12 protein-coding genes and 1 pseudogene are annotated in these 15,536 nt (G+C 66.6%); 9 read left to right on the top strand and 4 right to left on the bottom strand.

Annotated elements, in window-relative coordinates; genetic code table 11:
• The 7 genes and pseudogenes from AWC27_RS14385 to AWC27_RS14350 all read left to right on the top strand — a co-directional run.
• Positions 1-884: hypothetical protein (locus AWC27_RS14385; RefSeq protein ID WP_211281630.1), on the top strand; the 884-nt coding region annotated here is incomplete at its 5' end.
• A gap of 70 nt (positions 885-954) precedes the next feature.
• Positions 955-4,281, top strand: a complete 3,327-nt coding sequence (locus AWC27_RS14380) for a transglutaminase family protein (RefSeq protein WP_085671106.1) — start codon at positions 955-957, stop codon at positions 4,279-4,281.
• Between the two features lie 11 nt (positions 4,282-4,292).
• On the top strand, positions 4,293-6,944 hold the full coding sequence (locus AWC27_RS14375) for a circularly permuted type 2 ATP-grasp protein (protein ID WP_085671110.1): 2,652 nt from the start codon (positions 4,293-4,295) through the stop codon (positions 6,942-6,944).
• Between the two features lie 154 nt (positions 6,945-7,098).
• Positions 7,099-7,518 (top strand): hypothetical protein, encoded by a 420-nt coding sequence (locus AWC27_RS14370; RefSeq protein ID WP_085671105.1) that lies wholly within the window; start codon positions 7,099-7,101, stop codon positions 7,516-7,518.
• A 463-nt stretch (positions 7,519-7,981) separates the two neighbouring features.
• Positions 7,982-8,171 (top strand): annotated as a pseudogene (locus tag AWC27_RS31125) (hypothetical protein); the annotation flags it as partial.
• A gap of 23 nt (positions 8,172-8,194) precedes the next feature.
• Entirely contained in the window at positions 8,195-9,142 is a 948-nt protein-coding gene (locus AWC27_RS33200; RefSeq protein ID WP_372516904.1) for a hypothetical protein, read from the top strand.
• 72 nt (positions 9,143-9,214) lie between these two features.
• Complete coding sequence (locus AWC27_RS14350) at positions 9,215-9,631, top strand: hypothetical protein (protein WP_085671103.1); 417 nt, start codon at positions 9,215-9,217, stop codon at positions 9,629-9,631.
• Positions 9,632-9,643: 12 nt separating this feature from the next.
• On the opposite strand, the gene AWC27_RS14345 is transcribed toward AWC27_RS14350, so the two are convergent.
• Complete coding sequence (locus AWC27_RS14345) at positions 9,644-10,690, bottom strand: zinc-binding metallopeptidase family protein (protein ID WP_085671102.1); 1,047 nt, start codon at positions 10,688-10,690, stop codon at positions 9,644-9,646.
• Entirely contained in the window at positions 10,683-11,642 is a 960-nt protein-coding gene (locus AWC27_RS14340) for a transglutaminase family protein (RefSeq protein WP_085671101.1), read from the bottom strand. Before AWC27_RS14340 ends, AWC27_RS14345 begins: the two co-directional genes overlap by 8 nt.
• Positions 11,643-11,707: 65 nt before the next feature.
• On the opposite strand from AWC27_RS14340, the gene AWC27_RS14335 reads away from it, so the two are divergent.
• Together AWC27_RS14335 and AWC27_RS14330 are read left to right on the top strand one after the other, a co-directional pair.
• Positions 11,708-12,943, top strand: coding sequence for an esterase/lipase family protein (locus AWC27_RS14335; protein ID WP_085671100.1), 1,236 nt, complete (start codon positions 11,708-11,710; stop codon positions 12,941-12,943).
• A gap of 28 nt (positions 12,944-12,971) precedes the next feature.
• Positions 12,972-13,361, top strand: a complete 390-nt coding sequence (locus AWC27_RS14330; RefSeq protein WP_085671099.1) for an MmcQ/YjbR family DNA-binding protein — start codon at positions 12,972-12,974, stop codon at positions 13,359-13,361.
• Here AWC27_RS14330 and AWC27_RS14325 read toward each other — a convergent pair.
• A complete protein-coding gene (locus AWC27_RS14325) occupies positions 13,353-14,402 on the bottom strand; it encodes an FUSC family protein (protein ID WP_085671098.1) in 1,050 nt (349 codons plus the stop codon). The two genes, AWC27_RS14330 and AWC27_RS14325, sit on opposite strands and share 9 nt — an antisense overlap.
• Positions 14,403-14,437: 35 nt before the next feature.
• The gene (locus tag AWC27_RS14320) at positions 14,438-15,487 is read right to left on the bottom strand and encodes an FUSC family protein (protein ID WP_085671109.1); all 1,050 of its coding nucleotides are present in this window, start codon (positions 15,485-15,487) and stop codon (positions 14,438-14,440) included.
• Positions 15,488-15,536 lie beyond the last annotated feature (49 nt).

Raw genomic sequence — 15,536 nt, 5'->3', positions numbered from 1 at the left:
GGCCACCCCCCGGCGGTCAGGCTCCCGGCGGCTACGCACCTCCGGGGTACGCGCCCCCGCCGCCGCCTCCGCCGGGCTATGGCCCACCGCCGGGTGCGCCGGCTCCCGGTTACCCGCCGCCCGGCTACGGTGGCCAGCCCGGGCCCGGATCCGGGTTCAGCGTTGGTGAAGCGATCAGCTGGTCGTGGGCCAAGTTCACCCAGAACGCCGCGGCGCTCGTCGTACCGCTGCTGGCCTACGCGCTGGCCCTGGCCGCCGTGATCGGCGCGATGATCGGCATCATCATCGCCACGTCGGAGACCACGACTACCACCTATACCGACGCCAGCGGCTACACCGCCGAAACGACGAGCGGGAACATGACCCCCGTCGGTGGCATCGCAATGTTCCTCGGTTACCTGCTCATATTCTGTGTGGCGGTCTACATGCATGCCGGGCTGACCACGGGCTGCCTGGATATCGCCGACGGCAAGGCGGTGAGCATCGGAACGTTCTTCCGGCCACGCAATCTGGGTACGGTCGCCGTCACGGCGCTGCTGCTGGTTCTCGGCACCGCGATCGGGTCCGCGCTGTGCCTCATCCCCGGCCTGATCTTCGGCTTCGTGGCACAGTTCGCGGTCGTGTTCGCCGTCGACAAGTCGCTGTCGCCCGTCGACTCCATCAAGGCCAGCATCGCCACCGTCAGGAGCGACCTCGGCAACAGCTTCCTGTCGTGGCTGGTGCAGGCCGCCGCGGTGGTGGTCGGCGAATTGCTGTGCTACGTAGGCATGCTCGTCGGTGTTCCGCTCGCATCGCTGATCCAGGTCTACACCTACCGCAAGCTGTCCGGCGGTCAGGTCGTCGAGGCGAACCAGCCGGCGCCGCCGGGGCCGCAGTACGCGTAGCTGGCCATAGGCAGCGCGCCGGCTTTCGGCGCGCTGCAGGCCGCTGCCTCTTGTGATGAGATCAGCGGTTATGAGCATCAAAGTTGCGCTGGAGCACCGCACCAGCTACACCTTTGACCGGCTGGTCGGTGTGTATCCGCACATCGTGCGGCTGCGCCCGGCGCCCCATTCGCGCACGCCCATCGAGGCCTACTCGCTGCGCGTCGACCCCGCCGATCACTTCATCAACTGGCAGCAGGACGCGCTGGGCAATTTCCTTGCCCGACTTGTCTTTCCGAAGCCGATGCGTAATCTGACCATCACCGTCGGGCTCATAGCCGACCTCAAGGTGATCAACCCGTTCGATTTCTTCATCGAGGACTGGGCCGAGACGTGGCCGGCGGAAGGATTGACCTACCCCAAGGCGCTGGCCGACGACCTCAGGCCGTATCTGCGGCCCGTCGACGAAGACGGCGACGGGTCTGGCCCCGGTGAACTGGTGCAAGCCTGGGTGCGCAACTTCTCGGTCGCCGACGGCACCCGCACCATCGACTTCCTGGTCGCGCTCAACCGCGCCATCAACGCCGACGTCGGCTACAGCCTGCGCATGGAACCCGGCGTTCAGACACCGGATTTCACGCTGCGCACCGGCGTCGGCTCGTGCCGGGACTCGGCGTGGCTGTTGGTGTCGATCCTGCGTCAGCTCGGGCTGGCCGCCCGGTTCGTATCCGGCTACCTGGTGCAGCTGGCCTCCGACGTCGCGGCTCTGGACGGGCCGTCGGGGCCCGCGGCCGACTTCACCGACCTGCACGCCTGGGCCGAGGCTTACATCCCGGGCGCGGGCTGGATCGGATTGGACCCGACGTCAGGTCTGTTCGCCGGAGAGGGCCACATCCCGCTGGCGGCCACGCCACACCCCTCGACCGCGGCCCCCATCACCGGCGGCACCGATCCCTGCGGCTCGGTGCTGGAGTTCTCCAACACCGTCACCCGCGTCCACGAAGACCCGCGAGTCACACTGCCCTACACCGAAATGGCGTGGCAGACGATTTGTGAGGTCGGGCGCAGCGTCGACAAGCGGCTGACCGCTGGTGATGCCCGGCTGACCGTCGGCGGCGAACCCACCTTCGTCTCCGTCGACAACCAGGTCGACGACGAGTGGCGCACCTCGGCCGACGGCCCACACAAGCGGCAGCGGGCGTCCGACCTGGCCGCCCGGTTGAAGGCGCAGTGGGCGCCGCAGGGCCTGATTCAGCGCAGCCAGGGCAGGTGGTATCCGGGAGAACCGTTGCCGCGCTGGCAGATTGCGCTGTATTGGCGCACCGACGGACGCCCGCTGTGGACCGACGATGCGCTGCTGGCCGATCCCTGGCTCGATAAGCCGCCCCCGGTGGGTGACCAGGTGGCCCAACAGGTGCTCGCCGGCGTCGCCGAGAGCTTGGGACTGCCACTGTCGCAGGTTCGCCCGGCCTACGAAGACCCGTTGGCACGGCTGGCGGCCAGCGCGCGGCTGCCCGCGGGCGACCCGGTGGCGCCCAGCGACGATCTCGCCGACGACAGCCCCGCCGGCCGCGTCGCACTGCTGACTCGTCTCGATGAATCGGCAACGGCGCCACAGGCGTTCGTGCTGCCACTGCACCGCCGTGCCGACGGTCTTGGCTGGGCCAGCGCGGACTGGCGGTTGCGTCGCGGTCGCATCGTGTTGCTCGAGGGAGATTCACCGGCAGGGCTGCGGCTACCGCTGGATTCGATCAGCTGGCGGCCGCCACCGGCCTCGTTCGTCGCCGACCCGCTCGGGGTCGGACACGCGCTAGCGACCGGATCCGACGGCGCCGGCGCGGTGCTGGAAGATCCCGAGGCCGCGCCGACCACCGCGATGGTTGCCGAGGTCCGGGATGGGCTGCTGCATCTCTTCCTGCCACCTACCGAGGCGCTGGAACATTTCATCGACCTGGTCGCGCGCGTCGAAGCCGCCGCGGCGCGGGCCAACTGTCCGGTGGTGATCGAGGGATACGGCCCGCCGGCCGATCCGCGGCTGAAGTCCACCACGATCACCCCCGACCCCGGGGTCATCGAGGTCAACGTCGCGCCCACCGGCAGCTTCGACGAACAACGACAGCAGCTGGAAACGCTGTACGAACAGGCCCGGCTGGCGCGACTGTCGACCGAGTCGTTCGATGTGGACGGCACCCACGGCGGCACGGGCGGGGGCAATCACATCACCCTCGGCGGCGTCAGCCCGGCCGACTCCCCGTTGCTGCGTCGCCCGGACCTGCTGGTCTCACTGCTGACCTACTGGCAGCGGCACCCGTCGTTGTCGTATCTGTTCGCCGGGCGTTTCGTCGGGACCACGTCGCAGGCGCCGCGCGTGGACGAGGGCCGCGCCGAGGCGCTGTACGAACTCGAGATCGCGTTCGCCGAAATCACGCGGCTGGGCGGCGGCGGCTTGAAGAGCACCGCCAAACCATGGGTCACCGACCGGGCACTGCGGCACCTGCTCACCGACATCACCGGCAACACCCATCGCGCCGAATTCTGTATCGACAAGCTGTACAGCCCCGAAGGCCCGCGCGGCCGGCTCGGGCTGCTGGAGCTGCGCGGGTTCGAGATGCCGCCGCATCTGCGCATGGCCATGGTGCAGTCGCTGCTGGTGCGCGCGCTGGTCGCGTGGTTCTGGGACGAACCGCTGCGGGCGCCGCTGATCCGCCACGGTGCCAACCTACATGGCCGATATCTGTTGCCGCACTTCCTGATTCACGACATCGCCGACGTCGCCGCCGACCTGCGCGCACACGGCATCGCCTTCGAGACCAGCTGGCTGGACCCGTTCACCGAGTTCCGCTTCCCGCGCATCGGGACCGCGGTATTCGACGGTGTGGAGATCGAGTTGCGCGGGGCGATCGAGCCGTGGAACACCCTCGGCGAGGAGTCCACGGCCACCGGGACCGCCCGCTACGTCGACTCATCGGTGGAGCGCCTGCAGGTCCGCGTCATCGGCGCCGACCGGCATCGCTACGTGGTGACCTGCAACGGTTATCCGGTGCCGTTGCTGGCCACCGACAACCCCGACATCTACGTAGGCGGCGTGCGCTACAAGGCCTGGCAACCGCCCAGCGCGCTGCACCCGACCCTGTCCACCGACGTCCCATTGCAGTTCGAACTCATCGACGTCACCGCCGGAACCTCGCGCGGCGGCTGCACGTATCACGTCGCCCATCCCGGCGGACGCGCCTACGACGAGCCGCCTGTCAACGCCGTCGAGGCCGAATCGCGCCGGGCCCGCCGTTTCGAGGCGACCGGCTTCACCCCGGGCAAACTGGACCTGTCCGGCATCCGGGAGAAACAGGCCCGGATGTCCACCGACATCGGCGCGCCGGGGATCCTCGACCTGCGGCGCGTGCGTACCGTGCAGCAGTAATGGCACTGAGCATGAGCCCCACACCGGCGACCTCCACCCCGAGGTACGACGTCGACCGTCTGCTGGCCGGGTATCGCACGGCACGCGCTCAAGAAGCGCTGTTCGACCTGCGGGACGGCCCTGGCATCGGTTACGACGAATTCGTCGACGCGACCGGCAACGTGCGACCCGCCTGGGCCGAACTGGCCGACGCGGTCGCCGAACGCGGCAGGGCGGGGCTGGATCGGCTGCGCTCGGTGGTGCACGGCCTGATCGACCACGACGGCATCACCTACACCGAGGTAGACACACACAGGTCTACCGACGGGCATGGCCTCGAGCCCGGGCCGTGGATTCTGGACACCCTGCCGCTGGTGATCTCGGCGGCCGACTGGGACGTGCTCGAGGCCGGCCTGGTGCAGCGCTCCCGATTGCTGGACGCGGTGCTCGCCGACCTGTACGGGCCACGCAACGTGGTCCTCGAAGGCATCCTGCCGGCACAGTTGCTGTTCGCCCACCCCGGTTACGTGCGAGCCGCTGCGGGCATCAAAGTTCCTGGGCGCCATCAGCTTTTCCTGCACGGCTGCGACATCAGCAGGCTGCCCGGCGGCAGCTTTCAGGTCAACGCCGACTGGACCCAGGCGCCCTCGGGCGCCGGCTACGCGCTGGCCGACAGACGTGTTGTCGCACACGCGATTCCAGACCTTTATGAAAGGATCGCGCCGCGCCCCAACACACCGTTCGCCCACGCGTTGCGGCTCGGGCTGATCGACGCCGCGCCCGATGTCGCCCAGGATCCGGTAGTGGTGGTGCTCAGCCCCGGTATCTACTCGGAGACGGCGTTCGATCAGGCGTATCTGGCCACACTGCTGGGCTTTCCACTGGTCGAAAGCGCCGATTTGGTGGTGCGCGACGGCAAACTGTGGATGCGTTCGCTGGGCACACTGAAACGTGTCGACGTCGTGCTGCGCCGGGTGGACGCCGAATACGCCGATCCGCTTGACCTGCGGGCAGATTCGCGGCTGGGTGTGGTCGGCCTGGTGGAGGCACAGCACCGCGGAACGGTGACGGTGGTCAACACACTGGGCAGTGGCATCCTGGAAAGCCCTGGGCTGCTGCGGTTTCTGCCCCAGCTGGCCGAGCGTCTGCTCGGCGAAGCTCCGCTGCTGCAAACCGCTCCGGTGTATTGGGGTGGCATCGCCGCCGAACGCTCGCACCTGCTGGCAAATCTCTCGTCGCTTTTGCTGCGGCCCACCGACGGCGGGGAAACCCTTGTCGGACCCAAGCTTTCGTCGGCACAGCTGGCCGACATGGCAGCCCGGATCGAGGCGATGCCGTGGCAGTGGGTCGGCCAGGAGCTGCCGACGTTCTCGTCGGCGCCCACCGACCATGCCGGTGTCCTGTCGTCCGCCGGTGTGGGTATGCGGTTGTTCACGGTGGCCCAGCGCGGCGGGTACGCGCCGATGATCGGCGGCCTCGGCTATGTGCTGGCACCCGGGCCGGCCGCATATACTTTGAATACCATTGCGGCTAAGGATATCTGGGTCCGTCCGACGGAGCGTGCGCTGGCCGAGACGGTGACCCTGCCGTCACTTGTGGAGCCGGCGGCCAAGTCCGGGGCGGGTACCTCGGGGGTGAGCTCGCCGCGCGTGCTGTCCGACCTGTTTTGGATGGGACGCTACGGCGAGCGCGCGGAAAGCATGGCCCGGCTGCTCATCGTCACCCGCGAGCGCTACCACGTGTTCCGCCGTCAGCAGGACACCGAGGAAAGCGAATGCGTGCCGGTGCTGATGGCCGCGCTGGGCCGAATCACCGGCACTGGCACGGGGATCGACTACGCCCATGATCACGACCACGCCGAGATGATCGCCGTTGTCCCCTCGACACTGTGGTCGATGACGGTCGATCCGGACCGGCCAGGATCGCTGATGCAATCGGTCGAAGGGTTGGCCCTGGCCGCGCGTGCTGTGCGTGACCAGTTGTCCAACGACACCTGGATGGTGCTGGCCGGGGTGGAGCGCGCGCTGGCACACAAGGCGGATCCGCCGGAGTCGCTGGCTGAGGCCGACGCGGTGCTGGCCTTCGCTCAGGCGCAGACGCTGGCCGGCATGCTGACCTTGTCCGGGGTGGCCAGCGAGTCGATGGTGCACGACGTGGGCTGGACGATGATGGACATCGGCAAGCGCATCGAACGCGGCCTGTGGCTGACCGCCCTGCTGCGCGACACGCTGACCACGGTGCGCAGTCCCGCGGCCGAGCAAACCATCACCGAGTCGACGCTGGTGGCGTGCGAGTCGTCGGTCATCTACCGGCGCCGGACGGTGGGCAAGGTCAGCGTCGCCGCGGTGACCGAGCTGATGCTGTTCGACGCGCAGAACCCGCGATCGCTGGTCTTCCAGCTGGAGCGGCTGCGCGACCACCTGCGCGAGCTGCCGGGCTCGTCGGGCTCGTCACGCGCCGAGCGCATGGCCGAAGAGATCAGCACCCGCCTGCGCCGATCCGACCCTGCTGAGCTGGAGGAGATCAACGCCGCGGGGCAACGCGCCGAGCTGGCTGACTTGCTCGCCGCGATCCACGCCGCGTTGCGCGACCTGGCCGACGTCATCACCGCCACGCAGCTGAAGCTGCCCGGCGGCATGCAGCCACTGTGGGGCCCCGATGAACGCAGAGTTATGCCGGCCTAGCCGTCAGGTAATGCGGACCAGCCTGACGACGATGCAACCCGCGGGGTACACCATCATCGCCTGCCTGTATTTGCGAGATTCCAGACGAAATCGACCATCCGTAAGCAAAACTCGCCATCTGTATCCCTATGTTTCGTCGGGCTAAGCTCAACCGATGACTGAGCCAGAGCTCATCTCGATCGATCTGACCGACGACGAGCGCGACTTCATGCTGCGCGTACTCAGCGAGTTTGGCGGCCCGGCCAGCTATACCCCCTTTCCGATCAAAATCCTTGGCATATCGACTTCGGATGATTTCGACGAATTGCTGATGCGGCTACGAAAAGCGCTGTGGCACAGCGAACGCTTATCCGCGCTGGACTGGGCGCGCACCCAGCTACTCACCGAGACATGCCGGGCAAGCAATCTGATCGGCGCAGGGCTGGACTACGGCACCGGTGGCGACCAGAAGGCGATCCTGCTGCTGCGCTCAATCCAGACGAAGCTTTCCCACTACCCGCTGAGATCTGCGCTATTCCCCGATAACGGCGGCCGTACTATGCCGAAATTCAAGCGGGCCACGCGCGAACCGTGACCCCGTGTAGCGCGTCGGGCCAGCCAGCCCAGGCGTGGTTCTCGTATCCGGTGCTCTGAGAACGGGATAGCTGAGGATTCCAGCGTTCCCGCCTGCGGCCTCGTGCGATTAGACGATGCCCGCAACTGAATTGCACTTGCGTCCCCCGCCACTAAGCTTCCCGACGATGGAATCCAGGGAGCTGCAGATCGACCTGCAGCAGCTAACAGCCACGGCCAGCCATTGGCGAGTGCTAGGGATTGAATTTGGCGCCTTGACACCGCCCTCGCCAGGGCAGCCGTATCAACCCACCACGTTGGCGATAGTTGCTGCGCACAGAGCGATTAGCCGGTGCACGGCGGCGTTTACAACCCGGACAAAGGCAACCGCTGGCGCACTAGAGGCAAGCACGGCAGGGTATGTGAACAACGAATCGACTGCCGCGGCGGACTTGTCGGGCGTGCCGCGAAACGGGGTCGTGTAGTTGCTGCCGACGCTGTCGCAAATCTACGCGTGGGACACTGAACATCTCATCGAGGTGGCCACCTATTGGACCAAGACAGCCGATCAGTGGGAAGACGTGTTCCTACGGATTCGCAACCAATCCCACACCGTTGTGTGGGAAGGGGCCGGCGGTGACGGGCTCCGACAGCGAACCGACGCTGATCTACAAATCGTCAATAGCAAAGCTGACAATTTGCGCCAGGCTACGCGCATCGCCCGCGCCGGTGCAGGAACGATCGGCGCAGCCCAGCGCAGGGTCATCTATGCCGTCCAAGACGCCCACAGTGCCGGTTTCAACGTTGAAGAAGACCTCTCGGTCACCGACACTCGAAGCGGCCGCACCGCCCCAGAACACGCATCTCGCCAAGCCCAAGCTCAAGCATTCGCCAGCGAAATCCGCCGCCACGCAATTGAACTCGTCGGGGTTGAGCACCAAGTAGCCGCCAATATCACCGCCGCTACGAGCGGAATCTCTTTCACTGCATTCCCAGAAACACCCTACGACCGCCGATCTCAAACCCAGGCAGTCAATCATCACACCTTTAAACAAGACCCGCCAGGCCTGGGACCTACTAACGGCCCGAGCGCCGACGACATCCGCCGGGTACTCGACAAGCTTCCGCAAGGCAATAAGCCCGAGGTTAGGGAGGTCCGTTCACCGGAGGATCTCCGGAATCTTTGGAAGTGGGCCCAGCAGAACGGGGTGGAAATCCCCAATGGGTACGGCGATCCCGGCAAAGGCATTCGATATCGGCTCCCGGACGGCACGATAATCGGGCAACGCTGGTCCGCCGGGTCCACCAGCAGGCCGGTCCTTGACTTTGATATCCCGGGTAAGGGTGGTGGCTACACCAAAATCCACATTAATCCCCGAGGCGGCATACCAGACATTCCGGCACCGGCCAGGCCCCCACTACCGGAGGCGCCAGCGGTCCGGGCTCCCGTCGAACCTCCACGGGTTTCGCCCCCACCTGTTGAGGCGGTACCCGGGCGCGCTGGGCCATCATTACCCTTTGTCGGTGGCAGCCCGGTGCCGCCAGAATCCATCCCGCACCCCGTTCATCCGCCGCACAGCCACCACGGCCCTCCAGTGCTAGGCAAAGACGAACTACCCGACTTAGATGAGTTCACCCCAGGATGACGCCCTCGGCGTTGACCTCCAACCATCGCCGGAAGACGACGGTGACAAAGCGTTGCGGAAGCGTGGAGAACGATGAATCAATCCAGTGACGACCCTCGCGCTGAAACCCATCCCGGCTTGACCCCACAACAACTGCTGCGCGCCGAGCTGCTAACCAGTGGGCTCGACGATTGGGTGCCGCTTGTCGAGGTCGAAACCGTGATCAACCGAGCCTGCCTCGCCGACACTCTCGCGGCTCAACAGGACCTGGCACTGCGAACAATCCGATCGCTGCTGGAAGACGGGCTCATGCAGATTGGGGATCTCCCACACCCAGGTGAGAAGTTCGCAGGATGGGATATCTCGATCGACGCTGCGATGCAACGTGTCTACGACCTCTTCGTAGGCCAGTACGACGATCGTGCATCATGGGACCTCACGATCTGGCTGGGACTAACTCCCGCCGGTGAACAGTTGGCCCGCACTCTGAGCAATCAGCGCACGAACTGACCGAGGTCCTTACTAAGCGACCACGGACCCCCTGGTCTCCGAAGTCACCTCGTCGATGACGGTGTGGATGAACTGCATCTTCTCCAGTACCGCAGGCGGCAGCACGAACGGGTACAGGTCGTCGTGACCCATCGACCGGTTCACCATGTTCAGTGACCACGACAGCGGCAACCATGTGTCGATGATGGTCTGAAAAGCGCTGGGGCCCAACGTGGGCCGATCGAACGTCGCCGATGCCGGCGCGAAGCCGCACCAGGCCGCGGTGTCCATCGTGTCGCGGATGTGCAGGTAGTGAGCGAACGTCTCGGCCCAATCCTCGGCTGGATGCATGGTCGCGTAGGAGGACACGAAGCTTTCCTGCCAACCCGCGGGTGCGCCCTGGCTGTAGTGCCGGTCCAGCGCCTCCTGGTAGTCGGCGTCCGGGTCGCCGAACAGCTCGTTGAACCGCGCCAGATACTCCGGCGACTGGATCAACCGATAGAAGTAATAGTGGCCGACCTCATGGCGGAAGTGCCCGAGCAGGGTGCGGTACGGCTCGTCCATCTCGACCCGCAGCTGCTCGCGGTGCACGTCATCGCCCTCGGCCAAATCCAGTGTGATGACGCCATTTTCGTGCCCGGTCAGTACCTGCTCGTGCGCGCTGGACAACAACCGGAAGGCCAGCCCGTAGTCGGGGTCCTCCTCGCGCCCGACGATCGGGAGCTTCAGCTCGTGCAGTTCGGCGACCAGCCGCCGTTTGGCCGCCTCGGCGCGGGCGAACTCGGCCAGGCCGACGGTATCGGCATCGTTGGGCCGCTCGATGGTCAACGCACACGCCGTGCACAGCCGACCGGGATCGTTGGCCGGAACCAGCCAATTACATTCGGCCACATAAAGATTGGCGCACAGCCGATAGTCGTCGGCAGGTACCGCGCCGGCATGCTCGGCTCCCTCGTCGCTGGCGATCACCAGCAGCGCCATCTGTTCGAGTGAAAATCCGAGTTCGCTTCCGCAGGACAGGCAGGCGGAGTTTTCGAACGCCAGACGCTGGCCGCAGTTCGGGCAGTGAAAGTCACGCATTGAGCACATCGCCTTCGAAGGGCACGACGTCGACGGCGACGTCGATCACGCTGTTTTCTGAGTTGGTGTAGATGATGCCACGCAGCGGCGGGACGTCCGCGTAGTCGCGGCCCCGCCCGACCACGATGTAGCGCTGGTCGACCATCTGGTCGTTGGTGGGATCCAAACCCAACCATTCGAATTGGCCGGGCTGCTGTGGAGTCCACACAGCGGCCCAGGCATGGGTGGCGTCGATCCCGATCATCCGATCCTTCCCCGGGGGTGGGTCGGTGGCCAGATACCCCGACACGTAGCTGGCCGCCAGACCGTTGGCTCGCAGGCAGGCGATCGCCAGCCTCGCGAAGTCTTGGCATACCCCTTCCCGGGCCGCCAGAACCTCGTTGACACCGGTGGATACCGTCGTCGACCCCGAGCGGTAGGTGAAGTCGCGGAAAATCCGCCCCGCCAGATCGCGCAGCACCTCCACGAGTGGCCGTTCGGGGACGAAACTGGGCGCGGCGTACTCGCGCACTTCGTCGGTGATCTCCGGCGGATGCAGGTCCAGGGTGAAATCGATGGCGAGCGCTCCCTGCAAACCGCTGGGCCGGGCGGTCTCCCACGGTGCCAGCGCCGGACCGCTGGTGTACAGCCCGGGAGCCGGCGGGGAGACGTCGACGATCGAGTCGCTGGTAACCGTCAGCGTCCGGTGCGGCTCGGTGACATGGAAATAGGAACTGATATTGCCGTAGCCGTCGCGAGTGGTGGAGCTGTCGGCCGGGCCGGGCTCGATGACCAGCCGGTGGGCGACGCAGCGCTGCCGCAACGAATCCCGCGGCGTGAGAAAGCCCCGGCCGTAGGAGCTGGTGACCACGTCGGAGTAGCGGTATTCGGTGCGATGGGTGACGCGATAGCGGTGCGTGTCCGGGGCCTCAGGCGGGGCGTCACGCTGGGCTTCAGACCGTGCGTCAGGCACGGGGTAAACGATCTCATACGCGATTTGTCTAATCTCGGGCTATCACGACAAGAAGGGGGCGGCTCGTGCAACGAGAGGAAATTCGATCGCTGGCCGATCTCGCGGGCGAGGGCACGCGAGTGTTGACGACACTGGTCCGCGACATGCACAGCGGGATCGCCAGCCGCGTCTTTGACGCCATCGGACCGGTATCCAAACCCGTGCAGGTGATCCACGACACCACCACGGCCATCACCTACCGCCTGGTCGACGGGGCAGTCCGGGGATCGCTATACGGCGCCGGCGCGCTGGCCGCCGAGGCCAACGGCAACGACGACCACGAGACGGTCCAGGCACATCCCAAGGCCGCCGGCGCGATCGCCGCGATCAACGGACTCTACGGCGACGAGTTGACCAACCGGCGCAACGGATTCGCGCTGACCATGCAGATCCGGCGGCGCGGAGAGCCCGTCGAAATGACCGCCGACGCTATCGCGAACGCCTTTCCGCGTGCCGCGGGGCGCATCGTGGTTTTCGTGCACGGCTGGTGCCTCACCGAACGGTCGTGGTGGCGTGCGCCCCGCGACGGGCAGACGCTGCGCCCGTACGGTAAGCGGCTGCGCAAAGACCTCGGCTTCACCCCGGTCTATCTGCGCTACAACACGGGCCTGCACATCTCGCAAAACGGCCGGTTGCTGGCCGACTTGTTGCATGAGCTGCGCGAGTTGTGGCCGGTGCCGCTCGACGAAGTCGTTCTGGTTGGCCATTCGATGGGCGGCCTCGTGGCGCGCAGCGCCTGTCATTACGGCGTGCAGCACGAGCACCGCTGGACCGAGGCGGTGCGACGCGTCGTGTGCCTGGGCTCGCCGCATCTGGGAGCCGACCTCGAGAAGGGCGTCAACATTGCAGCCTGGGCGCTGGCCAAACTACCCGAAACCCGGGCTCTTGCTTCATTTCTCAACACGCGCAGCGCCGGGGTGAAGGATTTGCGGTTCGGCGCGGTGCTCGACGAGGACTGGAGCGACTGCGACCCCGACGAGTTCCTGCGCGACCGCTGCCGGGAAGTGCCGTTCCTCCCGCACGCCGTATACCACTTCGTCGCCACCTCAGCGGCGCCGCGCGCGGTGGGCCTCCTGGTGGGTGACAGCCTGGTGCGGCCGCACAGCGCGGCCGGCCGGGGGCGGTCCCGTCAAGTTCCATTCGAGGCCGCACACGGCTTGACGCTCACCGGCCTCAACCATTTCGACCTGCTCAACCACCCATCGGTGTACGACAAGCTGCTGCACTGGCTCGGTCACGAAATGGCTGCAGAAGCGCCATAGCCGGGTTACCCGGCGCACAATCGAATATGTGGCCACCTGGGACGACGTCGCACACATCGTCGGTGGACTGCCGCTGACCGCCGAGCCGGCCCCGCATGACTGGCGGGTCGGTAAGAAGCTGATGGCCTGGGAGCGCCCCCTGCGCAAGTCCGACCGTGAAGCCATGGCACAAGCCGGCACCGAACCCCCGGCCGGCGACATTCTCGGTGTCCGGGTGGCCGACGAGGGAGTCAAATTCGCGCTGGTGGCCGACGAGCCCGAGGTGTACTTCACCACCCCGCATTTCGACGGCTATCCGGCGGTGCTGGTCAAGCTGGCCGAGATCAACATCTCCGACCTGGAGGATCTGATCACCGAGGCCTGGTTGACGCAGGCGCCAAAGAAGCTGGTCCAGGAGTTTCTGGCCAATTCACAGTAACCGGCGCGAGTGTTTGCGGGCCGGTAGCTCGATCACTCGCTGCAGGTCGTCGGCGCCGGCGCAGACGATGTCGGCCAGCACCATTTCGGATCGGTCGCGGGCATGTGACTCCAGTTCCACGGCCCGGCTGCGCGCGGCGGCGGCGTGGGCCAGCGCCGCCGCGGGGTCCTCGTCGGCAATGGCGATGCCGTCCGCTAGGTCGACGAGCGCGACCTGAACGAGCTGCGGAACCCGTCCGCCGTCCGGTCGGGTAACCGCGCGTGCCAGATGCAACACGCAGCTGACCAGCATGCCCAACCGCGCTGACTGCTGATCGACCTCACGAATCGTGTCGCGCACCACCCACCGGCGCGGCGCTCGCCGCGCGACCAGGTGAGCCGTCTGACGCGCCTCGATCAACGCGCCCAGCTGGTTATGCAGTCGATCGAAAGCCGAAAGCGGCCAGTCGGCCGAGGCCCGCGATGGGTCCTGCACTACGGTCGCCACCTCGACAAGGGTGTCGTGCAGGCCCGCCAGTACCGCCTCGCGCGCCCGGCACAGCAACGCCACCGGGTCAGCCGGAAAAAGCAGCATGGCGAACAGCAGCGCCAAACCGCCCCCGATCAGCGCGTCGAAAAGGCGTTCGGCGACCACACCGCCGGTAGGGGCGAACACCAGGACCAGCACCGACGAGACCGCGGTCTGGTTGACGAACATCAAGCCCTGCGCGATGAACCCGCGCCCGATCAGCACCGAGAAACCCAGCGCCACGAAAACCGCCACCGCCATGGCGATCGCTCCCGCACCGAAGATCTCGTGCACCCCGGCGCCCAGCACGATCCCCAGGGCGACTCCGATGATCATCTGCATGGCGCGCCGGCTGCGCAGCACGTTGGTCGCCGACATGCACACCACGGCGGAGATGGGCGCGAAGAACGGCTGGCGATGGTGCAACGCGTCGTGGGTCACGTACCAGGCGAGGGCGGCCGCAACCGATGTTTGGGTGATCGGCCAGAGCACGCTTCGGACGCGCTGGACGGCTTCTGACAACAAAGCGGTCATCACGCTTGCTTACCGCATTTGCCGCAGTGCCCGCCTCATCGGGACGGTTCGATCACCTGTTGCAGGTCCTCGATGCAGGACAAAACCAGATCGACGAGCACTGCCTGGCTCCTGGTCTCGGCCGCGTCGTGCAGGACCGATCCGTGCCGGCTGGCGGCGATCGCGTGCACGGCCGCTGCGCGCGGATCCGAGTCGGCCAGCGCGACTCCGGCCGCAAGGTCGACGATCGTGTCATACAAGTCCGGCGGGTTCCATTGCGCGAGTGCGGGCGTGATGGCGCGGGCCAGGTGCAGCACACAGGCGGCGAGTAGACCCAGTTTTGCGGCCTGATGATCAGCCTCGCGGACGACGCCGCGGGCCGCCCACCGCCGCGGGGCCCGCTGCGACACCAGCCGGGCGGTGCTGCGCGCCTCGAGCAGCCGGCCCAGCTGATGGTGCAGTTGATCGAACGCGGGCAGCTGCCAGTCGGCGTCGCGACCGTCTGGGTCGCTCATCGCGTCCACGACTTGGGTGAGGATGTCGTGCAAGGCCGCCAGCACACCGGCCCGAGCGTTGCGCAGCACGACCACCGGATTGGCCGGAAACAACAGCATGCTGAACAGCAATGCCATGCCGCCGCCGATCAGCACGTCGATGAGCCGTTCGTTGACCACCTTGCCGTGGTGAACGAACACCACACACAACACCGCGGCCGACGCGGTCTGGTTGAAGAACGTCACACCCTGCGCAAAGAAGCCGCGCCCGATCAGCACCGCGATACAGAGCGAGAACAGCACCGCGATCCCGATGGCGACCGCGTCTCTGCCCAGCAGCGCGGCCACCAGCTCGCCGAGCAGGATCCCCAGCGAAACACCGACGATCATCTGGCCGGCCCGACGTGCGCGCACCAAGTTGGTCGCCGACAGACACACCACCGCCGTCATCGGCGCGAAGAACGGCTGAGGCTCGCCCAGCAGTCGATGGGCGATGTACCACGCCAGACCGGCGGCCACCGAGGTTTGCGTGATCGGCCACAGCACGGCGCGCAGCCGGCGTACCGAGGCGGCGCTGGTGTTCGATGCTCTGGTAAGCAGCGAAGTGGTCATCACGCTTGCTTACCGCAGCGCATCCCAGCGAGGCGGGCGAAACGCTAGA

Source organism: Mycobacterium szulgai (genome assembly GCF_002116635.1).
Classification (GTDB): domain Bacteria; phylum Actinomycetota; class Actinomycetes; order Mycobacteriales; family Mycobacteriaceae; genus Mycobacterium; species Mycobacterium szulgai.
The sequence above is the reverse complement of the archived record's forward strand: the minus strand, read 5'-3'. Positions and strand labels throughout refer to the sequence as shown.

What these genes read in the sequence shown, in the direction of transcription:
- AWC27_RS14380 (WP_085671106.1), top strand. Translation starts at nt 955, where the DNA reads ATGAGCATCAAAGTTGCGCTGGAGCACCGCACCAGCTACACCTTTGAC.
- AWC27_RS14375 (WP_085671110.1), top strand. Translation starts at nt 4,293, where the DNA reads ATGAGCCCCACACCGGCGACCTCCACCCCGAGGTACGACGTCGACCGT.
- AWC27_RS14370 (WP_085671105.1), top strand. Translation starts at nt 7,099, where the DNA reads ATGACTGAGCCAGAGCTCATCTCGATCGATCTGACCGACGACGAGCGC.
- AWC27_RS14350 (WP_085671103.1), top strand. Translation starts at nt 9,215, where the DNA reads ATGAATCAATCCAGTGACGACCCTCGCGCTGAAACCCATCCCGGCTTG.
- AWC27_RS14345 (WP_085671102.1), bottom strand. Translation starts at nt 10,690, where the DNA reads ATGCGTGACTTTCACTGCCCGAACTGCGGCCAGCGTCTGGCGTTCGAA.
- AWC27_RS14325 (WP_085671098.1), bottom strand. Translation starts at nt 14,402, where the DNA reads ATGACCGCTTTGTTGTCAGAAGCCGTCCAGCGCGTCCGAAGCGTGCTC.
- AWC27_RS14320 (WP_085671109.1), bottom strand. Translation starts at nt 15,487, where the DNA reads ATGACCACTTCGCTGCTTACCAGAGCATCGAACACCAGCGCCGCCTCG.